This is a genomic window from Microbulbifer maximicatervae (SeqCode) (genome assembly GCF_052467305.1).
The window spans coordinates 286,634-309,088 of record NZ_CP174306.1 but is presented as its reverse complement, the minus strand read 5'-3'; the positions used below and the strand labels follow the sequence as shown (position 1 = coordinate 309,088).

Genomic DNA, 22,455 nt, shown 5'->3' with positions numbered 1-22,455 from the left:
GCAGTTTGTGTGCACCTTGCAGAAGTTGATTTCTCTTCTTCTACAACCCCTTGAAATACAAGGGAAATTTGGTGGAGCTAAGCGGGATCGAACCGCTGACCTCAACACTGCCAGTCTTCTGCACACAAAAATGTAAGCTACTGATTTGTAAGGGAAAGCCGACTTTTCCCAATCTAACGGCCTTAACTATCCTCGATGATACCGCACCGACGCCTTAACTACCCCCTCCACCAACAACTCTTGTCCTTCCCAGATAGGTGTGGGCCTATACTGGTGTCTTATAGCGTTGTTCACGACCAAATACAGTGGTTGAGCCCTGCATACCATATGGTACGGAAATCTTGAAAAATACCAATGATCCTACCGCAATGGAAAATCCTAACCACGCAAAAGCATTGGACGCTGAAACAGTATCAAGTGAGGCCAATATGTATGCGTAGATTCCTACTCCAGGAATAACACCGAGTATCTTTCTATTCATTTCGCGCGATCACATAACGTCCACAGCACACGCGGCCGAAGCGCAGCGTAGGCTGTCCCGCGGAGGCCCAGAGGGCCATAGCAGTGTGCCTGTGATTACTAAGAATTATTGGCTCCATGTTCCTTATCCCAACAAAAGCAAACAAATAAGTAGTAACTACCAAATAGGGCGTATATCCACATAATTGTAAACCCCATGTGATCCATAGCACTATCGCCAAATCTGGAATACAACAAAAATACTAAAAGTGCAGCAAAGAACGAAGTATTTAGAATGACCGTGCCAATAAATCGCGAAACACCAAACCTGCTCCCTTGCCTCGGGCAAAGAAATGTAAATGGGAGCCACACAAATTTCTGAGCATGAAATATATTCATTATTTTAATAAACTCACCCATAAAAAGATCCTTCGATTATGACTCTTAACGCTGAGGCTGTGTTTTATACACATCATTTAAGCCCATTTAAAGCCTCTGCTGCTTCAATATAATGGAGCAGTTTGGTATATCCCTGCCAAACAGTTTTAACCCCTGGTTCGCCATCACCTTTACGTCCTAGAAATCCCCCTAGGCCTGCCAACATACGCGTTATATCTCTCATGCTTGGAGGTATATTCGGTGGGGAACTTTTATCTCGCATCATCCATACCATGCGCCATTCTTTTTCAGAGTAAGCACTCGTACATGGTTCATCAGGAAGACTTCTTGCTTGTGTAGTTATCGAATGTAGTCGCCATCCAATAATCATATAGATCGCAATACAGTTCAACATTCGCTGCTCTGTTCTAAAACGATTACTTTCTATCTGGCATCCGCCTTTTACCACCCGAAAATAGGTTTCAATTTCCCACCGGCTTCGATACCACTCAATGATAACTCTCGCCTGCTTAAAGTCTTCAACTGGAAGATCAGTTAACAGCATCCACTCAATGCCTTTTTCACCCTCTGGTGGGGTTAATTCTTTAGCCAATACAGCATAGAGAGAAAGTGGTCGTTTAGATCTTCCTTTTCCTAGCAACCGTATCTCAGTAGTGGATACGTTGACCTTGGCTTTTCTTCCAGGCTCTCCATTCCGTTTGGGAATATCTACCGTGTATAGACCGACAGATTTCTGCTCATTCATATGATCCCAAAGCAAAACCGTTTCTTCTCCATCGAGCTCTAAAGTGCGATTGGCCTTAGCTCGAACGATATAGCTCGCCCGCCGCTGTTCACTTTGCTCTTCAGCCAGCTGAAACCACTCATGAATATCACCCTCTCTATCAGCAATACTCACAATTGTGCTTTCAGGGCAGTGCTCTTGTATCTGACAAGCCGTTTCGTAATGGTCTAGCCAGCGTCGACTCTCCTTATCCTTTATCGACTTGGTATAGCGGGAATTAGAACTTGATTCCTTATCTCTCTGCCACATACTACCTTCAACAACACCCAAATTAACTCTGGATGGTGTTATCGCGATGGAGGTGTGCAAGAGTTGTTGGTTGGTCTCTTTACGCCTAAGTGTTCCCATCTCTTTACTTTCTAGGTCAGTGGCAAAATTTAGAAAGGTAGTATCTTGTGGGATAAGAACAACAGGCTGCACTTTGATTCTCTCAAGAGTTGCCGATTTATGACCGCTCATAATAGAGTCAAAGTTGACTTTATCATTTTCTATAAAGCGATAAGCTGCAAACGTTTCTGCCCAAGTTTTGTTTGCACAAGGAATGCTATTGTTTGGGTCTGAACTTAAATTACTGAGAATATTAGACAAGCGCTTATTCAAGCGTGTATCACCCATAACCTGATTTTTTACTTCGTCCATGACCCAGTCCTGCATAATTATCCAGCCAAATCTGTAGTTCTTACTGGGCTAAACTGTAACTTATTGATTTACATAATAAAACTTAAAAAACTTGTGTATAAAACTTAGCGCCGCGTTCACGGGCGGCCAAACAGCGACGCACCGATTGCGCCACAATGTGAGCGAAGCAAACCGGTGAAATAGTTGCATAGCTTTGGAAGTCCCCTGTAACGCTTTGTTATGCAAACTCTCAGATTTCTCGCAACGAGATGTGAATATTATTTCTACTAAAAAGTCCCTCACCCTCAGTTTTAACGCATTTCATGATATAATCCCCTCCTTTTTTAAACTCAACGTCGAAGCTAGGTAACGCATAAACATTATCTAACATGCGAGAACATTTTATCGTAACGGTATACTTTCCAGGCAATAATTTATATTCCCTGACTTCAGGTGCAAACGCTCCATGTTTAAAAATTGTTTCACCGTTTGAATTTTTTATTCTGAAAAATTGTGGCCAAAATGAAACTACGTTTACAGACTTATCTGGTGAGATAAAAACAATATCTTCCTCATTAGCTGAACTAAAGTCAACTGGCTGCACATTATTTGCACACCCTCCTAACAGAAAAATTACCCCAATCATTAACAAAGTTAAACGGAACATGTCCCCTCCTTAATTTTTTGCAGTAGTGGTAGGACAGCCGGTTACCCTAACTGCCCCCACGCAGATCCGGACGTGCGGAACTACCGCATCCGGCTCTTCAGTAATATATTCGCTCGTGTAAAGCACGAACCCTAATACCAGTCCACAAGTATACTGCGTTTGTATACTCGCGGTGGCTTTAGCCCAAAATATCCCAGCATTTCCTTTAGACCATTCCAGTTGTAACTCTTGCGCTGACTCCGCCGGTTGAGCCATTTGTGTATGCTGTGTAAAACATAGCTGTACAAACGGGACAAGCTTCGACTGTTGCCTGGTAGACCGAAGTAGTTCTGGAACCCCTGTAGCTTGCGCTTCAGTGTGGGCAGCCATTCTCTCAGACGCTCACTGCGCTTGGCTTTGATCCAGTGGTAGAGCGCTTCCATTGCGCCCTTCTGTTTCTGTGCGGCAGTCCGGCGTCTGAGCCTGGGGCGTTTGTTGACGTCCAAGCTCCAGTAGAACTCAAAACCCAGAAACTGGAACTGCCGTTTTCGGCCCGGATGGAAGCGGCTAAAGCGCTTCAGGTGCGTTTTCTCGGGGGCTAACTGCAGGCCAAACTTGTTCAGCCGTTGCGGTAGTACCCGGTAAAAGCGCTCTGCATCCGTTTTCAATTGGAAAGCCACTACATAATCATCGGCGTACCGGATTAGCATGGCTCTGCCACGCATACGCGGCTTAACTTTCTTCTCGAACCACAAATCCAGGACGTAGTGCAGATAGATGTTCGCCAGTACCGGACTGACCACACCTCCTTGCGGGGTGCCTGCTGCCGCTTTACTGAACTTACCATCTGGAGTTTGCACGCGTACTTTCAGCCACTGCTTAATCAGTGTCAGCAGGGCTTTGTCGTCGATACGAAGGGCTAGCATCCGCAGTAACCAGTCGTGATCCAGCTGATCAAAGAAGCCTTTAATATCGGCTTCAACGATGTAGCCGTAGCCTTTGAATTGCAGATTTAAGCCAAGACTGTGTACGGCTTGGTGGGCGCTTTTCCTGGGACGGTAACCGTAGCTGAAGGGCAGAAAATCCTGCTCCCAGATACTTTGCAGTAGCTGCGCTACGCTCTGCTGCACCAGTTTGTCTTCCACCGTAGGCAGCCCCAGTGGGCGCTGCTTGCCGTTGCCTTTGGGAATCAATACCCGCTTAATCGCCTGGGTGCGGTAGCGTTTGTCACACAGCCGTTGATGTAGGCATTGAATATTTTGCGGCAGTCTTTGCCGGTAAACTTCGGTAGTTACTCCGTCGATACCGGGGCGGGCCTGCTTATTGAGCTGGCCCCAGCTTTGATACAGCAGGTTGGAATTTAGCAGTCCGTATAAATTCTGAAACCTGTGTCTGGGGTGGCTCTGTGCTTTAAATGCGATGGCGTGCAAGGCGGTTGTCATAGTGTCTCCAGCCCTACTTTGTCCGGACTATGTTTCTGTTGCACACCGATATTACTGTCAGCCCCTTCGCCATGTAAGCGGCTTTCCCGCTCTCGGACTACTATGAGCTGATCCGACTTCCGAGTGGTCTTCGTTGGTTTCGCCATTAGGCTTAACGTCTCTACCTGCTCCTTCAGGAACCTGCTCGGATCTCTCAAGTTCTCAATACTTCTCTTTCTACATGCCACGGCTTAATAACCCCGCCGATCCGCAACAACCTTACCATTACGGTTGCATTGCCTGGACTTCGATGGCGTTACACATCTCGTCAATCGGAGCTCACTTTATTATCGGAGCGATACCAGCACTTCAGGATCACGATAATCCCTATGGCCTATAGAATTCTCTGTGTACGCTTCACATAGTTTGTTCACAGTTGAAAAAAAAAGATAATTATATTTTCTTTCCCTTCTGTTCCGCCCTACGCGCAACACTCGATACAGGTGGCTGGTTAGGCCTTACCCGACAGGGACTTCCACCCTGCAAGAAGCATCAAGCTTAGCTTGACGCACTAACGCCTAAAGCAGCGGCACACGTTAGCGTGTCCAGCCACGTAATGGCGTTGCTGCTTTGACTTGTTAAAAGTTTGGTTGGCACGAGCTTCATAACCTTACCTGTATTACCCCATTTGAGGATGAGCTGATGCTCACTGACAATGCCGATTTCTAGGTTTTGATTAGGAAATGTAGCCGTATCCATTCTTATCTGCAGGTGCAACCCGTCAACTTTCCAAGAGCAAGAGTCTTCAAAGTAGAAATGCCCTGACTCGGCGTATTCGATGTACCGACATGTGCCGTCAGCGGCGAATTGCCAATGCATACCGTTGTAAGGCCAACTCCAGTCGCCAACAATACCCTCTCTTGCTTCGGTGTCGCTACCCTGAAATGGCTTGAACATGCTACATCCGGAGATAAGGAGTGCTACAAATATCGCTATTACTCGCATGACTTTTAACGCCCAAAACAGCGGCGCATTTATGCTTCCGCCTGCTTTTGCTTGTTAAGTGATTTCCGTGCTCTAAATTCATAGAAACTGATTGTCGAAAACAGCACAAATACAAGGAACAAATTAGAGTATATAAGTGGGTCAAGTGCTGCTAGGGCCAAATCTGGATTCCCGCTTATTTTAATAATGTTACTTACAAGTTCAAGATCAATGTTGCCGCTGTTATCAGTCTTCTTGCTGATAGATTCAATAGCATATTGTGTGGAATCGTTAGCATTTGCAATATAGTCTCTTCTCAACTCGCTGAGCTCAGCGAAAACAAATATCTCGGCTGCCAACATGATAAAGAGAAGAATGATGATTTTGTTCATGGTTTACACTTAACGCCGCTAGCAAGGGCAGCCGAAGCAACGCGTAGGCTGTCCAGCTCAGCCCCGAAGGGGTTGGGCGAGCTTGCCTAGCCTGGTTATGGCTGGCCGCTGCCCAATATTTACGAGGGAAGAATACCGCACTTTCCCTAACCAATTCCTATCTTACTGGCAATCCGCGAAATTGCAGCGGACTGCCTTTTTTTACAACACCCGAGCGAACACTCTTGGAGCGAAACTGCCTGAATAGCAATCAGTAAAATTGCTCAATACCAGATGCTATTTAGTGGCACGAAACCTTCAGTTACCGCGAAAAATCAATAAAACCGACTGCCACAATAACGCCGCGCACATGGGCGGCCGAAACGAAGCAAAGCGCAGTGTAGGGCGTCCCAGCCCGCGCTCTTTGCGGGCGAATGCTGCGCCTTGTTAGTGTGGATTGAAGGGAAGGAAGAAGTATCGCACCATTGCAACGATAAACATGAAAGGATTGACCAATTTATAATTTGATGCATGTTCTAATACCTCTCTGACTACTTCCTTTGGTGCATCTTTGTCGATTACAGAAACTTCTATTTCAGCAAATGGGGTCTCTACAATGAATCTGCAACCTTTATATTCTAAATAAGCTTCAAAGTCATCTGTAATAAAGTACGATTTCTTTGCGATGACCTTTACACCTCTTAAGCGTTCAATGTGAGCAACCATCGTTATAGGTGAAAAATACGATCCAGAGATTGAGAATCCCTCACCTGTTTTATACCAATCGATCTTTTTCATTGAGAACACTAACATTTATATAGTGGTCATCATGACCATTATTATCTTGACTACTATTTCTAATACAAATTTACGCCAACACGCCATCTTCTTCCACTAAATCAATAGACTACGCTTACCTGGCACCAACGCCCCATCTGGAAAAATGATCAATTTGACCACTATCCCCATTTTTAACCGATCTTTTAAGTCAATGATTTTAAAGCATTTTCCTGTATGTTTGAGCAACTCAAAAAAATAACAATCACAATGATCATAAATCCTGTGCTGACCTACCAACTCAGGCTACACATCCACCAACACCCGCCAAACAACCCCATCATCCGACAGCCGTTTGCGCACTGAATATGCCACACCACCAAGCGTAATTACCGCCTCTGAGTTGTAAGCACCTACCTCACTCACCAACAGACTCAACTCAACACGCGGTACCCGCACGCGCTCCTCATCATCGAAGTCATCAATCTCTTGCTCAAAGATCACGCGGCAATCAATAGGCTCACCGCCGCTACCATCATCATAGGTAGCGGCTTTGCCCCACTTGCGAAACGCGCGCTCTGCGGCTCTCTGGTCCAGATCCATGATTCACCTAGGATTTAACCGTACCCGGTACGCCGGTAAATTTGACCGCGAAGCTGGTAGCACTGGAACCCGCATCCTCAGCGGCAAAGGCCGTTGCTCCAGTGATATCGCCAGTGGCTGCGGTGGCTGCGTTGTTATCAAACGATTTGGAGGCAACCACCCAGGTGAGAGTTTCCCCTTGGTTGACCTCTGCGGCGGATACCTTGGGCACGGTGAATACACCATCAATACCAATCACGCCAGACTCACCCACGGCAATATCATCCATCGCCACACCCAGCACCGCACCAACCGCCACAACCTGGCCAGAGGTAATCTTCGCACTGGTACTGTTGGTGTAATCCAGCATACGCCCGTCTTGTACAAAATTAGTAGCCATTCTCTTTCCCTCAATTGGGTTTGTAACTGAAAGTAAAACGGCCGCGCGATGCGGCCTTTTCAATGAACGTCATTAGAGCTAGCGGTTAGCTGGAGCTGGTTTTTGGAGTCTTCACCATGCCTTTCGCATCCCAGGCTTTGGCTGCAGCATCCAGGCGGACTTTGAATTCCACCCCATCCACACTCCAGCCTTTTTGCTCTTCTAGCACCGGGGCTTGCTGCCCATCTAAGTAGAGCACTTCGATAGTGTCATGCACTACCGGGTCGGCTTTGAGGTACCAGCCGTTGTGACCACTGAGGCGGGCATCAGAGAGCACTTCAGCAATATTGCGTACGCTGTTCGGCGTGGTGTTGTTTTTGGTGGATGCGCCTACTTCGAACTCGGATTCAAGCGCGACTTTTGCAGCCCCCTCATCGGCAATATCACAGATCAGGAACTTGGGCCGAATATTAAGAACTGCGTCGCCATCCTTTTGCGTTCCCATCAAAACTCGAGCGGCATCAATACTGGCAGTATTGATAGTTGCAGTACTGGCTAAGTTTTTGCGATCCGCAAGAAATAGGGCTTTTTCATCTGCCATTCTCGGGTTGTTAAGCAGAATGCTAAATACCAGATCCCCCACCGTGCGCACAGCAGCCAGGCTCATCTTCTGTGGGATACGGGTAAATGCGCCGAGGTCATCGTTAATGATGGCTTGGTGGGTGATGGAGAAGAGCTCACCGTAAGTGGCCAATACTGCTGTCTCGGCAAGCTCTCCGATGCTCACGTATTTAAATTCTGCCCCCGGAGCCACTCGGCGAAGTGAGGGGAAGCTGCCCAGGTCCGTGCGGGTTGTGAGTTTAAAGTCACTGAGGTTGCCGACGCTGGTAAAGCCGGGAAGATCTCTTGCGCTTCCTCACAGCCTTTCAGCATGGATTTATTGGCAATATTACCGAGGACAGTCGCGAAGCCACCAGAGCTATGGGTAAACTCTACGGCGACCACACCCATCCGATCCAGGCCGGACAAGCTTTGCCCATGGGCCTGCATCAGAATACGGGCAATCTCCATCATGGTGTAACCACTGAGTTCATTACCCTCTGTGCGTTTTTCACCGAGGGCACGCACGGCAATGGCATTTTCAACATCAGCCTTGAGGCGTTTAATACCCTCACCTTCCTGCACAACTACGCTGTAGCTTTGCACTGGGGTTGGGGTTTGATTGCCCAGGGCTGTGAGCAGTTTATCTTTGGCGGAGACTTCGAAGCGATCCCCATGCATAAAGCCAAATTAACTGACCTGCGCAAATGGTGGGAATCCCTCACCTATCACCAACAGCATGCACGCCGCGCTGAGTTTAATAAATTCTTTAATTACCTAATGGCCGAGGGATTATGCAAACTAGAAAGCCACCCCTTCACCACAGCCGATGACCGACCGCGCCTGCTGGAAAAAGGAAAGTCTACAAAGAAACGTCAACGCCTAACCCTGGAAGCTTACTGGAGCATCTATGAAAAGGCCGGGGAGTTAGGCTATGAAGCGCTACAGGTTGCCATGGGCATCAGTATGCTAACTACAATGTGCCGCGCCGATATTTGCGAGCTGAACTTTGAGAAACACCTGCAAGGTGACCATCTGCGCAAGACAATTAATAAATCTGAAGCACAAAAGGATAGCCTCGCCGCCAGCCATTTAAGTTTTAATTTAAAAACGCACCAACAACTTGGCAAACTTATTAACCGCGCTAGGGAACTCAGCCTAAGAAATTACTGCTGCCCCTACATACTGAGCCACACACCTAAGCAACGGCGGACCGGAAAAACTAAAGAGCATGTTTGCCAGGTAAGCCCAGACCGACTTAGCGATATGTTCACTGAAGTCCGCAACGCTACCGGACTCTATATCGGCCTACCCAAAAGCCAAACTCCACCCAGTTTCCATGAAGTACGCAGCCTAGCCTCAGACCGGTTCAAGCGAATGGGGTATGACGTTAAGTCGGTGCAACAATTGATGGCGCATACTGATGAGCGGGTTACGCAGTCTTATCAAGCTGGACATGGTATTGATTATGAGGAGATTAGTATTTATTTGGATGAGCAGGCTATTGGGAGAGAGTTTTGAATTAAGAAGGGGCTTGCGCGCCCCCACACCCTTTTATTTTCGTCACTTGCAGTCTTATCTAGCGAACAACAATACCTATTAAATTCCCCCACAAAATCTCATCATGTTTTACCTGACTGACGCTCAATAATTTTAACTACAGAATCCGATGGTACAATATTACCACTTTCCGTAACCATTCCCGTTTGTGCTGGCCTAAAGAGAGCATCAAGAGCCAACTTTCGATCTTCCTGCTCCACAAGCTTACCCTCATTCATAAGTGCTAAGTATGTTTTAAGCATAGTTTTCCTTTCTTCAGCCTCTAAATAAAGATGTTGCTGAGTAGAGAATTGCTTTGAACATAAACGTATAGAGAAACTAAGTATAGATATCACCAACACCGTAGTGATAAGTGTTGCTGGATTTAATACATTCAACAGAAGCTTATCATCAGCCAACTCCTTAACAGGAAGATACTTCATTATCAAAAAAGGTGATATTGAAGTTATAACGAGCAAAGTAATAAGAAAACCAAGCCATATTTTTCTTGAATTATTATGTGTACTTTTTTTATTTTCCCAGTAGGTTACAGCCGCATTAAGCTCCACCTGTGATAGATACACATCCTTTGCGCTCGAAACTTCTTTCTCAGCTATAGAAAGAACTTTACTTGATCTTCTAATATATGTAGTTTTTAGAGTTACGAATTTCCGTAGGATCTTTCTAGCCAGTACATTTAAGTCCCGCTTTGTCTCGCCTACCCATTTTATATATTCTTTTTTTTCATCGCTTTTCCAGCTTTCAAATTCTGATGATGACTCCTCACAGAGCTCTTTAATGCTCGATACTTCATTACAAACCTTTGTTAACTCCCCAGAAACTTTTTCAATTTCACGATCAACCCCAAAAAGCTCAATTCTATTTAGTATCCTATTTGCCTTTAATCGGAAAGGCTCTGAGTCTACAAATGCCTTGTAAAGTTTAGAAAAATGTGAATTTCTATTTAAACTTGCTATCGATAGATATTGATCTACAACTTTTTTTATTTCTTGCCCCTGGAATCCATCACTCGGGACGCAACTCAGGTACAGCATATTTATAGAGACTATATTTGAATATTTTCTTTCATGTAATATTGCTCTTCCTTTTTTTCGACATGAAAACGGAAAATCTATAACATTAAGTAAATCTTCAAGACGTGCTGTACTTTGATGTACAGCTGTCATATCTTTGTTTTTCCAATGTGAAGCGACGCTGGACAACATACTCAAAACAACATCTAAGATATGAGTCTTAAGATGTTTAGAAAATATACTCCACTGAGCTGGGACACCATTAAGCCATTCCCAACAATTTTTCTCCTCTGAAATAAAGACTTCAAACTGCTCAACAGAATTAAATGTGTACGGCTCATTACCATCCCTCAAAGGTAATTTGATTTTCTTCACAGAGCTCTGTGTGTTATTGGCTTCTATCTCGGAGGCTTCATCATTCATTGGCTATCACTTTCCCTTTGCACTAAACCACGGCAATTAATTAAAACTCCCTTTATTTATACCACTTCGCCCCATACACCCATAAGAACCTTTTTAAGCTGAAAAACTCATATGATAATCGGCCTCCGAATTGGATCTATGGTACACATTTAAATAATGAATAGATTTTCTCGAGTTTTAGAGAAAGGCTGATCGCGAAGCGGTGAAGCTTCACCTGCCCAGAATTAAACATTAATTCGGGAAGGCCAGCAGGCCACCTAAGAAAACTATGAGGGAGAGAAATTCAGGCGAAAAAAAAGGGCCGATAAGGCCCTTTTTCAATACCCGTAAATTTGTGTACGGGTTTATGTGCAGCTTGTGTGCACCTTGTAGAAGTCAATTTCTCTTCTTCTACAACCCCTTGAGTGACAAGGGAAATTTGGTGGAGCTAAGCGGGATCGAACCGCTGACCTCAACACTGCCAGTCTTCCGCACACAAAAATGTAACTTACTGATTTGTAAAAGAAAACCGATTTTTTACAATCTAACGGTCTTAACTATCATCAATGATACCGCACCGACGCTCTAACTACACCCACCACCAACAACTCTTGTCCTTCCCAGATAGGTATGGGCCTAACTAATGCCCACAGCACGAGCAGCCGAAGCGCAGCGTAGGCTATCCCGCGGAGGCCCGAAGGGCCATAGCAGCGTTCCTGTGATTGTTAAGAGTTATTGACACCATGTTCCTGATCCCAGCAAAAACATACAATTAAATAGTAACTACCAAATAGGGCGTATATCCACATAATTGTAAACCCCACATGATCCATAGCACTACCACCAAATTTGGAATACAACAAAAATATCAAAAGTGCAGCAAAGAACGAAGTATTTAGAATGACCGTACCAATAAAGCGCACAACACCAAACCTACTCCCTTGTCTCGGGCAGAGAAATGTAAATGGAAACCATGCAGATTTCTTAGCATGAAATATATTCATTATTTTAATAAAATTACCCATAACTCGATCTTTCAATTATGGCTCTTAACGCTCAGCACACGGGCGGCCGAAGCGTAGCATAAGCCGTCCAGCCCGCGCTTTTTGCGGGCGATTGTACTGCTGCTTGTTAAGTACTTTGCCATTCATGAGAAAAAGGCTGCTCCATGTTTTGCGCCCAAGTTACCAGATTTTTACCAAGGTTGTTTAGTTCTTGGTTAGATATACTGGAAAAGAAATGTGCAATCGCCGCAGATTCGTTTGTATTTTCGAAGTTGTTATTGGTACGAATTTCTATGTTTAGTTCTCCGAGTTTTTTGTAAGTTACTTTGCACAAAAGATAAGCGTAGTAATTTGATGCATCTGAACCGTACTCCAGTATAACCTCACCTTTGCCAAGCTTCGGAAAGAAATTTTCAAGTTGCTTTGCGAAAACAGAAAAGTCATCTAGGTAGATATAAAAATCTTGTGTTGTAGCTAGGAGATCATTAGAGGCTGCTAATTCTAGTTGCAACATAGAATCATCATATTTCCAAGCCTTTTTAAACTTTATGAACGCCATATTCTTGTGTGCTTAACGCTCAAAGCACCAGAATTGCGGGCGCTTTAATGGCCTGTTTTTCTAGGCAATTGCTCGCAGTTTCGGGTGGCTTTGTTTGTTAAATGTTCTCAATTATCAACTTTCCGTCCTGGATTTTATGTGGTAGCACTATAAGCGGCTGGGCACCCTTGTAGCCATCATTGTGGACTATTTGGCCAGCGTAGCCGTAAAGGATTGCATTACATTTGTTCCAAAAATAATAAAGCTCCTCTTTTACGCTTCCTGGCTGGGCAATGGTATCGCATTCCTCCGCTTTGGGGTCGCTGAATTCAGCAATAGTGCTTAAAACTACAATAGGAGTCCCAAAAATCTCTGAATCACTATCTTTCAGACGATGTACAAATACTTTGGTATCGCCTAGATCAAATAATTTAGGGTATCCCTTGTTAAGAGCTTCGATTTCAGACATATCTATACTTTTTGAAGTGCTATCGTTTTCACAACCACCAAAAAATAAGATGAAGAAAGAAATAAAAATTAATTTAAAAATGTTGTTTAGTATCATGATTCAGGTATTACATTTAATGTCTAAAGCACCTGCAGCAAAACCAGAACGAAGCGGCAGTTTTGTTGTCGTGTGCCTTTATTTGTTAACTATTTTTACAATCTGAAGGTTGATGAGAAAGATTGATAATTTGCTTACCGGCTTTCCCAAGGTATCTAAAATTTACGGTAACTTCGTTGTCTACAAAATGCTTCATATTCGAAGATGAACAGTAATTGTTAAGTACTTTTGGAGACAGATTCTCTTCTAGAGCAGATGCATCAACTTCATCAAATGAGTAATTGGTTAGCGTATAAATATATGTGAATGTGTTATTTAAACCGACAGTACTGTCTAGGCGCGTTTCTGAATCTATGGTCATCGGCAACAGCTTATTTGTCTCTTCGGCTAATTTTTTTAGTTGATCATTCGGATCTACACTTTCTTTAAGCAGATCCTTGACTGCAAAACTCCCTAAGGCAGAACCTATTGCGGTAGCTGCGGTTACTAGGATTATATTCTTTTTGCTCATCTTATTTTCCATTTTCTTCTAATCCACTAACTTCTATGGTGGTCTTGCCCACAAAAAGTAGACACTCTAACTATGCGTATTTTCGTTCATACTCTGCTGGACTTACATAGCCCAATGCAGAGTGCCTACGAACCCTATTGTAGAAAATATCAATGTATTCAAACACCTCAGATTTTGCTTGCTCTTCGCTTTCGAATGTTACGGCATAGACCAGCTCGGCTTTTAGCTGTCCGGCGCCGAAGGCGCGTAGTTGATTGATTTGTTAGGCGCTTTAATTGCGTAGTAAATTAAATAAACACCAAGAATAAAGTCAATTGAGCCACAAAATTCTAGCCACCACTCAGGAGTGCCAGAGTTAATAAAAAGCAGGTCATGATAAACATCATAAAATCCGTGAATTATGCACCCTAACCCAACTAAAAGTGCAGATGCTTTCTTGCTGGATTTATACGAAAAAAATGCAATTAAAAAGAAAGCAAGACCCGTTAGTATCTCAAGACCTAGTGCTTGCGTGTCTTTCGCGTAGATAGCAAATGCAAAATAGTAACAAGGGAATGTGGCAAGTAATACTGGATAAGCCCATTTTGTTCTTTCGAGTCTGGTTTTTTTAAAACGAATTATGATGTAAGCAACGATTGCTATCCCTATTGTAAATGCGTAAATATTCATTCCTCGATTCTTTCTGTATGCGCCCAACGCCATGATATGCGGCGGACGGCGCGAAGCGTAGGACGTCCGGTGGGGCCCCATAGGGGCGGAACGAACATCATCACCTTGTTATGTTTTTACTACACATTTTAGCTTTACGATTTTTGAGAATTCTAAAACTTCGTATCCTGTACCGACTAAACTTAAAAGCATAAGAGTAACAAAAAAACCTAGCGAAAGAGTGGGAAATAATTTACCGAGAGCAAAGGCCAATCCCAGCATTATTAGCGCAATCCAGCCAAAGTAGCGACGAAATTCACTTTTCTTTATATCAGGCAATAGAACGCTATTACATACTGGACATTTGTAGATAACTGGATCGTCACCACGCTCACTTTCCTTTATTGCTACACCACCACAATTGGGGCAACCTGTATCAATTTTCAAAGAGCGATCCCTAAACATAACGCCTTGCTAAGGGGCGTATTTGTAGTTGTTTTAATGTGTGGTATTTAACCACACATTGAAGCAACGGAGAATATGTCCCGCTTGAGCTACTTGTTAAGCATGTATGTGCTATTAGTGTTCGTGACGTCATAAATGGTTTTTTCTGGATTTCCTAGTTCGCTAATTGTTGTGAACTCCCAGTGGGAGTTTTCACGAACAACTAGCTTAGTTTGCCAGATAGAGCCTGCTCCGGCTGACATAAAACCAATGAAGTGACGCAGATAGCCAACCAGCGATAGTTCGCCGCCCTCAGCCTTAGGAAATACAACAACTCCGTAGCAACTCGTTAGTGGATATTTTCTATGATTAAGAAAATCATCATCGTGTGTAAGTATGATTTTTTTCTTTTTCACACAGTACTGCCAAATATTCTCATCAGGTTGGCCATCCAAACCTGCGTCCCAGACATCCTTTGCACTTTCTTTCCACGACCTGATGATTTCTGTGATGCCGTGCCCCATGTTTTCATCAACGAAATACTTGGGCTTTTTCTGAAGTAGCCCCTTTAAGCCATGTAAAAAAGCCTTTATTTACAGTAAGTTATAAATTTCCGATTAAATAACAGCCAGAGATGGTCAGCCATCGGCTCAAGCCACCAGGTTCCACCTCTCGCTCTTGAACACATTTTACCTGCAATTAAATCAATAAGTTAGGGGGGAAACTTTCTGCAGATGTAAGCCATGGCTCTATAATTCGGGCCTTCGCACCGGCCGCACGCCCACTCCAGTACTGAAAGCAACGACTAGTATCAACCGCTCGGAATCGCCATCGCCGCAATAGAACTATGCACCGCTAAGCGATTCGCCACTTCACCAATACAATCAGAAACCAGGCCCGCTGCCTCGTCAACCACATTGACTGACTGCCCTGCATCGGTGGTGAGTGTTTTCGTGGTCACGTAAACCATATCCATCGGATCGCCGGCAGCATCGGTCTGCACGCTGTTCTGGTCGTCAATCACGGCAATAACGCACTTGAGTACAGCTACCGCTTGCGCTTCAGCGCTTGCGGGCTCGGTCTTTTGCGTAATTGCAGCCCGTACAATCGTACCGGCACTGTGACCGTCATCGATGGTGTAAGCAAACTGCCAGGCCGCTAGGTCCGGTACAGTGGTCGGTGTAAAACTAGGCATTATCTATCCCCTTTATTAGTCAGACTTGTAGACGCCGTTATGCGTAATAACTCGGTGCTGAGGGTCAAGGCCTGCAGCGTAACTCTTGCCACCAACAGACAGCTTGTGAACGGTACGCAACCCTGCACATTCCACTCGCTCAACAATCTCCCAAGTTAAAGGCTCGTCCTTGTGTAAAACCCCCAGCTCAACACCCTGACAGTCCTGAGCCCAATACACGCGGCCCTCTCTGTCGGTAACGGGGGTTTCCCTACTGCATATAACCTGCGCTCCGCAGCTCATCGTAAGCAGCACACAAAGCACGCGTGGCTCTTTTTCGACTCGAACAATGGGCGCTTGGTGAATATGCCCATCTCCGGTTTCCCAGCAGTCGATAAGATCTCCAGGCTCGCAATCATCAACAAGCAAGTCTTCGCGTAGCCATGAACCTTCAGCAACGCACCAAGGATCTGTCGGTATTGTTGTGCCTCCCCCATTGGCAGGCGTCTTGATTGTTCCTACGGCGCGGCGCCCTGGAGCCGCCGATAATTGCCAAACTTGTTGGGTTACGTAGTAAGTCACCCCGCCGCCGGCATAATCGAGATCATCTACATACACGTAGTAAGTGGTGGAAAAAGAAAGTCCGGTAATTGATCCACTGTTATAGCTAACGGTAAACCCTGCATACTGCACCGAATACGCAGCAATAGTGATTTTTGCTGTAGAGCCATCATCAGAAGCAGACAACACCGTATTGCTGGTTGGCAGGCTGGCAATGCTGCCGATATTTTGCTGCAGGCTGCGCTGATCCGCTATTTGGCCATTTTCATTGAGGCCGCTCATATACTGGGCGAAACCAATTAACGGGCGCGGGTTTTGGTAAATACCACCGCCAGCTATGACTTCATTTCCGGATAGATAAATCTCGCCAATAATTAGCATTTTCTCTGTCGGGGTGAAATATGTGTGTTTCGCAATAGATCCGTCAAAATAGTGATATCGGTACTGCCCGCGCTCAATACTTACCGGCATTGCTGAATTATTTTCGCCCCAGGCGCCATCCGTATCGGTGACGATATAAAATTGTCCGGAAAGGCTCGGATTCAGTGAAACAGGGGCAATCGATATCCGCTGATCACCCCACAAAAACCAACCCGGCAGATTGCCACCCGGGTTGCCATGGGCATCAAATCCGCACAGTTGCGCCTCTCCTGGGCTGGCATTATCTCCGAGTCCTGCATTGGTATTGACCTTTAGATAAAGACCATTGCCCGTGGGCTCCACCTTATCAATGCGGACGTAATCCAGCTGTGTGCGCCCTACTTTATCGCCGCCATAATTGGCAACGACATACGGGGAAAAGTAGCGCACATCCGCCTGCAATTTTGCCGGCTGCGCAATAGTGTTTTCTCCAGTTGGATTAATTTCTGCGTTGGCGCTGGCATTGCCTTGGAAGTATCCCGTGTATTCCTGCCAACCATCTCCCGCCGCGGCAACTCCCGAACAAGCCACGTAGTGCTGGCTGCTGTACTCGTCATTGCCCGATGTATTGCACCGGGTTCCATCATCACGAAATCCACTGACCCCAACATACAATTTTCTATCGGTATCCCCCTCATTGCCTACCCAGACGCGCGCTTTAATACGGTAGAGCTCGTCGGGATCAAACGGAAAGCGCTCCTTGAATTCAATCCAAGCCTCACCGTCGTCCGCATAAGTACCACTATCGTTGCCGCCGATTCGCAATACTTTGCCTCCAACTTGGGCACCGGCATAGCCAGTTTTTACGTAATAGATATTGTCTTCACTATTGCCGGCGACAATTGGCCAGTCAGCTGTAGCCAGTGTATCGGTAAATGCGTCAATAAAAACTGAAGCCGAGGCTTGCAATGCCCGCAGCTCTGCCCGGCGGGCACTCTGCATTGAGCCCAGCAATATGCCGTTATTGGTAAATTCCCCCGTGGATTCGTTATAGCCGACAATATTTTTGGTCGCATTGGCTTCCGGTTTATCAGGGCCGCTAATGCCGTCCCAAGTTGCGCGACTGCTTGCCGAGTCGTTAATTGCGAGCAGAAGCGTCTGGCGCTTTTCGTAAACATATGCCCAGTTGGTATTCCAGATGCTGCGACTAATGGGTGTCACCTGACTGGTGTCACTCCAGGCGGGGGTCAGGCCTAGCAAATAATTGGTCAGCGCTGTGATGGCCGCGGTATAGTCAGAGCGCAGAGTATCCAGCTCGCTGTATTGGCTCGCATTTGCGGCGATGCCATTTTGCTCGTCGAGAAAGCTCTGGTACTCCAATACCGCCTGTTTTTTCTCAGTAGGATGCAGCTTGCCATCTGCGGCAATATCATCAAGATCCTGCAAAGCCGCCGTGGCATCAGTCTGCGCACTATAAACGGCATTCTGGGCCGCCACCGCTTTACTATCCGCAGTCTCCGCAGCACTCTGCGCGTTGTCCGCACGCGACTTTAAAAAGGCAGAAATAGCATTCAGAAGCACTTGGCGATAGGAGTAGACGTCCTGCCATTTTCCATTCCAGGTACTGCGAACAATATTGGTAGTGCTATTGGTGGCATTCCAGGTCGGACTTAAGCCCTGTAGGTAGCTGGTCAGCGCAGAAATTGCGTTGCTATAGTTGGTTTTTTCCGTAGAAATACCTAGCTCATTGGCCTGCGATTCAATGCCCGCTTGCTGGCTGATAAGGTCATTGTATTCCCGGTTCACCTGCACCTTTTCTGAAGGGTGGAGCTTGCCGTCTGCAGCAATATTACCCAGATCAGCAAGTGCTGCCGTCGCATCGCTCTGGGCATCCTCGGCCGCTGTCTGAGCACTGTCGGCCTGCTCTCTTGCCGCCAGCGCATCCAGCATGGTTTCTGGATCACCCAAGCCGCCCTGGGTGACCACAACAGCGCGGACGCTACCACCATCACTATTTGCTGCCCAAACAGCGACCTCATTGTCTCCCGCAACAATGTCCACCGGGAAACCATACCAGCGCAGCGCGTTATTGGGTCCAACCACCGAACCCAGGCTACTGCCATTAAATGCCAGCTCTACGCCCTCTGCATCGAACAGCAGCACATGCAAGTAGCCGCTACCGGTCTCATTATTGACTGCAGAAAATGTATATTTATTGCTGCCGTCATAATCACTATTTTGCGGCCAGTCCTCTGGGCTGCTTCTTAAATCCTTCCCATAGAGAAAACGTGCCCCTTGACTGGCTTCGCGGGCAACCCCGGCAATCCGATTCAGCAATTCCTGGCGCGCGCTATACACCGCAGTCCAGTTGGCATTCCAAATAGTGCGGCTGATCGGCGTAGCCTGACTTGAATCATCCCAGTCGGGGCTGAGCCCCTGTAAATAACTGTCGAGTACTGCCAACGCGCTATCGTAGTCACCTCGCTCCAGCACAACCCCATATTTATCGGCCTCGGAATTGATGCCGGCCTGCTCTTCTGTGAGTTGCAAATGCTCCCGTATAACTTGGAGCTTTTCCGATGGGTGCAGCTTGCCATCTGCGGCAATATCGTCGAGATCTTCCAGGGCTGCAGTGGCATCGGCCTGGGCGCGCTCTGCCGCATCCAGGGTAGCCTGTAAATCTGGGTCCAGTGCAGGATCTTCATGGTCTGGATAAGGGGAGCGAGACTTGGGAACAAACAGCAGGCGCACGGCGTTAGTCCCCAAGCAAATACTTCCCTGACCGGCATTACCCGGACTAGTAGGGCTGTCACCGTAACAGGCGGTTATTTTGTTATTGCTTAAGACCGGCATGGGATTTGAGGTGCCGTCGACTAACAAAACAATACCACCGGGCGCACCACCGCCACCGCTACCTCCGGGGACCGCTATCAAATTTTCCTCACCGGTGCTGCCGGGGCTACCATCCTCCCCAGAGTTTTCTACTCTGCCACTGACTCCAATGGCGATACCTCGCGCAATCACAACGAGTCCGGCACCCCCGTCGCCACCTACACCACCGCGGCCGCTGGGCTCGTAACTCCCATCCCAGGCATAGAAAGAAGAGTGACCACCGCGTGCGCCACCCGAGCCTCGCAGATCATCGGGAATGCCTTGAAGGTCTCCGCCATTATTCTCAATATCGAGGGGAGGCATAACTGCATTGCGGCCAATAACCGTTTGCCCCAAGGTCCCCCTAGCTGTTCCCCGACTCACTACCGTTTGAGCATCTTTTAGCTGGCCGGCACCGCCATAGCAGGACCCCAAAAAGCCTACGCCGCTATTGCTTGGGAGGCCTTTGAGTTCACCGTCAATTTGCAGCACTCCACGCACACGCAACTCAACATTGTTGCTTACTGATAGCGTGCTGCCTGCAGGTATTGTGAGGTCTCCGGTGTGGTAATAGATTGCGCGGCTGTCGGCGTTGCCGGCAAGTGTGCCATCTGCGGTGAGGAAACCGTCTGCATCAATCGCGAGGCCGGCGGCGGTCATTGCCGTGCCTTCGCTTTGATACCACGCGTCTGGCAATTCGGCGCTGGTGCTTTCCGCTTGATCGGCAATCATGCCGGCAGGTTGGAAGCTTCCGAACAGATCAACACTGACCGCACCCGTCACCTGATTAATGCTGACTCTCTGAACCTCCATAGCACGATCCAGGCTGTACTCATCCAAGCCTAAAGTGGGGACTAGCCGGATGTAATCCAGCTCATAGCTATAGTCTGCAGTGTGGTCATGGCCAATATCGATACGGATTAGCTCGATATCACCGCCGGTCCAGTCGCTCTCTTGAGTGAGGTCTAATACAAGGTCCTGCCATTCGTCTTTGGTATTGTTCATCCGCTCGATAAGATCGAGCATTTCATTCGCGCCCGCCGAAAAATAACTGCTGCTCCCGGTGTGTTTGAAAAACAGTTTACTGCCGGTGCCTACAGCGATCGGCTCATCACTGGTGCGACGAATGCGCAATTTCAGATAGGGCAGATCTGCACCCGGAAAAGTGGGGGAGAAACTGCGGCTAATCCAGGGATTCTCCCCAAGGACATTAACCGACAATACCCCATTGCTCACGCTGGATGCGGTGATACCGTCACGAGGTGTCCAGCCCTCCGCATCACTGGCGAAATTAAAATCGTAGGGCCTATCACCACGAATCGAGTGATCACGCAGCTGCGGTAAACTCACTCGCACTATATCCCCTACTTCTAGGTCATTCTTACTTGGCAGCAGCCCCAGTCGCAGGCTTAGCGGCGGCCCCGCACATCTATCGCGCAGTGCATCGAATGTATTTTTGATGGTGGTGTAGGTGTGGCGTGAATTATGGAGCCCTCTAAATGCCAATGTATGCTGCTTGGCCTCACCGTGTACAGCGATTGAATCAGCATCAAGTACGTGGTTTGTACGCAGATACTTGCCGTCAAATCCGGGCTGTTCAAACCAACTCCATTCAACGGAAAATACATTACGTATACCTGCTAAATTGTATTTCAGCTCACCCAGGTTAGTTACATCGTCAGGGCTGATAGTCGATACACTGCCAGAGTCGGCAAGCACGCCCGCCATGCGACGAAACCCCAACTGGCCGGCAGCATTAACCGGCATAAACGCGCCCAATAGCAGGTTAATTTCGGTCTCGATAAACTTCTTGCCATCCGTTTTTTCGAGGCCATCAAAACGCAGAATTTTACCTTTGCTGTGGTCGCTGGGTTTGTACCAATCTGAGCCGATATTTTCGAATTGATCGAGGACCACATAGTTAGGATCTATCCCTAGATGCCAATTGCTGGGCAGTGCATCATTGGTACCCAAAATATTCCCTGTGAGGAGTGCGTAGGCCAGCTGGGGGCCAGGCCCTTCCAGGTAAATATACTCCTCAACTTCAATGCCGCTTTCATCATCACTATCTTCTGGCAGGATATGATCGCGGTCATGGGTACCGAACAAGCCCCGCGTGCAGCCGGTAAAACTGCTATCGGTTTTACCGGTAGCGCGAACAATTTCAAAGCCGTCCTGATATTTAATTTTCAGGTAGTACACCGATTGGTTCCACGCATCACCATAGGCGGCAGTGTGCGGGTTGGGCTCGAACTCACTCGCATCATAGACCGGCAAAGTGTCTGCCGACTTTAAAAAATCCGCAGACAGTCGCGTGCTATTTAATACAAAAATATCACTGCGCATTGCCCGCTGAATATCTCGACAGCGCACACGATAGATACCGCTCGCATAAGAAATAGATTCCTCTGCAATCTGGGTCTGCTCTAACCGGAAATCCTCCCAGTCGAGGCCGGCAAAACCTTGATAAAGACGAACGGTGCGCCCCTTTATACCGCGCCCCTGCTCCAGCTCATCGCGCAACACATAGGATAACTGAGCGGCGATATCCACAACCTCAAATGAGATGGCCCCTATTTCTGCCAACCCTTGCTCAGGGATAATTTTCTGGCTAGTTGCACTGCACTTTTTTAAGGTGCCGAGAATCACATTGGCTGGCAGCCCAGGAATATCCGTATGACTACTGATATAGAGCGGCAGGTCATAGTCGATCTCAATCACTAACCGTAATTGCCGCTGCGGCGCTTGGTTGTATACATCAAAGGTTTCGGAGTTGTTGCGCAT

The 22,455-nt window shown here is 46.9% G+C and carries 22 protein-coding genes; 1 reads left to right on the top strand and 21 read right to left on the bottom strand.

Translation table 11 applies throughout. From position 1 onward, the window contains the following. Positions 1-931 precede the first annotated feature (931 nt). The 10 genes from ACJJI4_RS01445 to ACJJI4_RS01400 form a co-directional block, all read right to left on the bottom strand. Positions 932-2,296: an IS4 family transposase gene (locus ACJJI4_RS01445; protein ID WP_444895875.1), complete on the bottom strand. Its 1,365-nt coding sequence runs from the start codon at positions 2,294-2,296 to the stop codon at positions 932-934. 214 nt (positions 2,297-2,510) lie between these two features. Beyond that, positions 2,511-2,927 carry a hypothetical protein gene (locus ACJJI4_RS01440; RefSeq protein WP_444926807.1) on the bottom strand — a complete coding sequence of 139 codons (417 nt, stop codon included), beginning with the start codon at positions 2,925-2,927 and terminating at the stop codon, positions 2,511-2,513. A gap of 131 nt (positions 2,928-3,058) precedes the next feature. Further along, on the bottom strand, positions 3,059-4,348 hold the full coding sequence (gene ltrA / locus ACJJI4_RS01435) for a group II intron reverse transcriptase/maturase (protein ID WP_444926114.1): 1,290 nt from the start codon (positions 4,346-4,348) through the stop codon (positions 3,059-3,061). 537 nt (positions 4,349-4,885) lie between these two features. Continuing rightward, entirely contained in the window at positions 4,886-5,284 is a 399-nt protein-coding gene (locus ACJJI4_RS01430; protein WP_444926806.1) for a hypothetical protein, read from the bottom strand. 77 nt (positions 5,285-5,361) lie between these two features. Beyond that, positions 5,362-5,703, bottom strand: a complete 342-nt coding sequence (locus ACJJI4_RS01425; protein ID WP_444926805.1) for a hypothetical protein — start codon at positions 5,701-5,703, stop codon at positions 5,362-5,364. Positions 5,704-6,129: 426 nt separating this feature from the next. Then, positions 6,130-6,480 (bottom strand): hypothetical protein, encoded by a 351-nt coding sequence (locus tag ACJJI4_RS01420; protein WP_444926804.1) that lies wholly within the window; start codon positions 6,478-6,480, stop codon positions 6,130-6,132. 285 nt (positions 6,481-6,765) lie between these two features. Then, positions 6,766-7,062, bottom strand: a complete 297-nt coding sequence (locus ACJJI4_RS01415) for a head-tail joining protein (protein WP_444926803.1) — start codon at positions 7,060-7,062, stop codon at positions 6,766-6,768. A gap of 7 nt (positions 7,063-7,069) precedes the next feature. Then, entirely contained in the window at positions 7,070-7,441 is a 372-nt protein-coding gene (locus ACJJI4_RS01410) for a capsid cement protein (RefSeq protein ID WP_444926802.1), read from the bottom strand. Between the two features lie 85 nt (positions 7,442-7,526). Further along, positions 7,527-8,207 carry a phage major capsid protein gene (locus ACJJI4_RS01405; protein ID WP_507021923.1) on the bottom strand — a complete coding sequence of 227 codons (681 nt, stop codon included), beginning with the start codon at positions 8,205-8,207 and terminating at the stop codon, positions 7,527-7,529. Then, the gene (locus ACJJI4_RS01400) at positions 8,204-8,701 is read right to left on the bottom strand and encodes a hypothetical protein (RefSeq protein ID WP_444926801.1); all 498 of its coding nucleotides are present in this window, start codon (positions 8,699-8,701) and stop codon (positions 8,204-8,206) included. Before ACJJI4_RS01400 ends, ACJJI4_RS01405 begins: the two co-directional genes overlap by 4 nt. On the opposite strand from ACJJI4_RS01400, the gene ACJJI4_RS01395 reads away from it, so the two are divergent. Further along, positions 8,696-9,541 (top strand): tyrosine-type recombinase/integrase, encoded by an 846-nt coding sequence (locus ACJJI4_RS01395; RefSeq protein WP_444926800.1) that lies wholly within the window; start codon positions 8,696-8,698, stop codon positions 9,539-9,541. The genes ACJJI4_RS01400 and ACJJI4_RS01395 overlap by 6 nt on opposite strands. A gap of 101 nt (positions 9,542-9,642) precedes the next feature. Here the strand turns inward: ACJJI4_RS01395 and ACJJI4_RS01390 are convergent, their stop codons facing one another. The 11 genes from ACJJI4_RS01390 to ACJJI4_RS01340 all read right to left on the bottom strand — a co-directional run bounded on the left by ACJJI4_RS01390 (position 9,643) and on the right by ACJJI4_RS01340 (position 22,455). Then, on the bottom strand, positions 9,643-11,016 hold the full coding sequence (locus ACJJI4_RS01390; protein WP_444926799.1) for a DUF6161 domain-containing protein: 1,374 nt from the start codon (positions 11,014-11,016) through the stop codon (positions 9,643-9,645). A gap of 704 nt (positions 11,017-11,720) precedes the next feature. Further along, the gene (locus ACJJI4_RS01385) at positions 11,721-12,035 is read right to left on the bottom strand and encodes a hypothetical protein (RefSeq protein WP_444926798.1); all 315 of its coding nucleotides are present in this window, start codon (positions 12,033-12,035) and stop codon (positions 11,721-11,723) included. Between the two features lie 91 nt (positions 12,036-12,126). Beyond that, complete coding sequence (locus tag ACJJI4_RS01380) at positions 12,127-12,513, bottom strand: hypothetical protein (protein ID WP_444926797.1); 387 nt, start codon at positions 12,511-12,513, stop codon at positions 12,127-12,129. A gap of 142 nt (positions 12,514-12,655) precedes the next feature. Further along, positions 12,656-13,006 carry a hypothetical protein gene (locus ACJJI4_RS01375; protein WP_444926796.1) on the bottom strand — a complete coding sequence of 117 codons (351 nt, stop codon included), beginning with the start codon at positions 13,004-13,006 and terminating at the stop codon, positions 12,656-12,658. 181 nt (positions 13,007-13,187) lie between these two features. Next, entirely contained in the window at positions 13,188-13,613 is a 426-nt protein-coding gene (locus ACJJI4_RS01370) for a DUF8479 domain-containing protein (RefSeq protein ID WP_444926795.1), read from the bottom strand. Between the two features lie 70 nt (positions 13,614-13,683). Beyond that, complete coding sequence (locus ACJJI4_RS01365) at positions 13,684-13,827, bottom strand: IS3 family transposase (protein WP_444928205.1); 144 nt, start codon at positions 13,825-13,827, stop codon at positions 13,684-13,686. A gap of 8 nt (positions 13,828-13,835) precedes the next feature. Next, positions 13,836-14,282: a hypothetical protein gene (locus tag ACJJI4_RS01360; protein ID WP_444926794.1), complete on the bottom strand. Its 447-nt coding sequence runs from the start codon at positions 14,280-14,282 to the stop codon at positions 13,836-13,838. 108 nt (positions 14,283-14,390) lie between these two features. Then, positions 14,391-14,708, bottom strand: coding sequence for a hypothetical protein (locus ACJJI4_RS01355; protein ID WP_444926793.1), 318 nt, complete (start codon positions 14,706-14,708; stop codon positions 14,391-14,393). 107 nt (positions 14,709-14,815) lie between these two features. Then, a complete protein-coding gene (locus tag ACJJI4_RS01350) occupies positions 14,816-15,298 on the bottom strand; it encodes a DUF5615 family PIN-like protein (protein WP_444928204.1) in 483 nt (160 codons plus the stop codon). Positions 15,299-15,516: 218 nt separating this feature from the next. Beyond that, positions 15,517-15,900, bottom strand: coding sequence for a hypothetical protein (locus ACJJI4_RS01345; RefSeq protein ID WP_444926792.1), 384 nt, complete (start codon positions 15,898-15,900; stop codon positions 15,517-15,519). A 15-nt stretch (positions 15,901-15,915) separates the two neighbouring features. After that, complete coding sequence (locus ACJJI4_RS01340) at positions 15,916-22,455, bottom strand: hypothetical protein (RefSeq protein WP_444926791.1); 6,540 nt, start codon at positions 22,453-22,455, stop codon at positions 15,916-15,918.

Excerpts from the sequence above, each read along its gene's own strand:
- ACJJI4_RS01370 (WP_444926795.1), bottom strand. The coding sequence starts at position 13,613 with ATGAGCAAAAAGAATATAATCCTAGTAACCGCAGCTACCGCAATAGGT.
- ACJJI4_RS01345 (WP_444926792.1), bottom strand. The coding sequence starts at position 15,900 with ATGCCTAGTTTTACACCGACCACTGTACCGGACCTAGCGGCCTGGCAG.
- ACJJI4_RS01340 (WP_444926791.1), bottom strand. The coding sequence starts at position 22,455 with ATGCGCAACAACTCCGAAACCTTTGATGTATACAACCAAGCGCCGCAG.
- ACJJI4_RS01375 (WP_444926796.1), bottom strand. The coding sequence starts at position 13,006 with ATGTCTGAAATCGAAGCTCTTAACAAGGGATACCCTAAATTATTTGAT.
- ACJJI4_RS01395 (WP_444926800.1), top strand. The coding sequence starts at position 8,696 with ATGCATAAAGCCAAATTAACTGACCTGCGCAAATGGTGGGAATCCCTC.
- ACJJI4_RS01425 (WP_444926805.1), bottom strand. The coding sequence starts at position 5,703 with ATGAACAAAATCATCATTCTTCTCTTTATCATGTTGGCAGCCGAGATA.
- ACJJI4_RS01415 (WP_444926803.1), bottom strand. The coding sequence starts at position 7,062 with ATGGATCTGGACCAGAGAGCCGCAGAGCGCGCGTTTCGCAAGTGGGGC.
- ACJJI4_RS01410 (WP_444926802.1), bottom strand. The coding sequence starts at position 7,441 with ATGGCTACTAATTTTGTACAAGACGGGCGTATGCTGGATTACACCAAC.
- ACJJI4_RS01430 (WP_444926806.1), bottom strand. The coding sequence starts at position 5,284 with ATGTTCAAGCCATTTCAGGGTAGCGACACCGAAGCAAGAGAGGGTATT.
- ACJJI4_RS01380 (WP_444926797.1), bottom strand. The coding sequence starts at position 12,513 with ATGTTGCAACTAGAATTAGCAGCCTCTAATGATCTCCTAGCTACAACA.
- ACJJI4_RS01390 (WP_444926799.1), bottom strand. The coding sequence starts at position 11,016 with ATGAATGATGAAGCCTCCGAGATAGAAGCCAATAACACACAGAGCTCT.
- ACJJI4_RS01360 (WP_444926794.1), bottom strand. The coding sequence starts at position 14,282 with ATGAATATTTACGCATTTACAATAGGGATAGCAATCGTTGCTTACATC.
- ACJJI4_RS01400 (WP_444926801.1), bottom strand. The coding sequence starts at position 8,701 with ATGCATGGGGATCGCTTCGAAGTCTCCGCCAAAGATAAACTGCTCACA.
- ACJJI4_RS01440 (WP_444926807.1), bottom strand. The coding sequence starts at position 2,927 with ATGTTCCGTTTAACTTTGTTAATGATTGGGGTAATTTTTCTGTTAGGA.
- ACJJI4_RS01445 (WP_444895875.1), bottom strand. The coding sequence starts at position 2,296 with ATGCAGGACTGGGTCATGGACGAAGTAAAAAATCAGGTTATGGGTGAT.
- ltrA (WP_444926114.1), bottom strand. The coding sequence starts at position 4,348 with ATGACAACCGCCTTGCACGCCATCGCATTTAAAGCACAGAGCCACCCC.
- ACJJI4_RS01420 (WP_444926804.1), bottom strand. The coding sequence starts at position 6,480 with ATGAAAAAGATCGATTGGTATAAAACAGGTGAGGGATTCTCAATCTCT.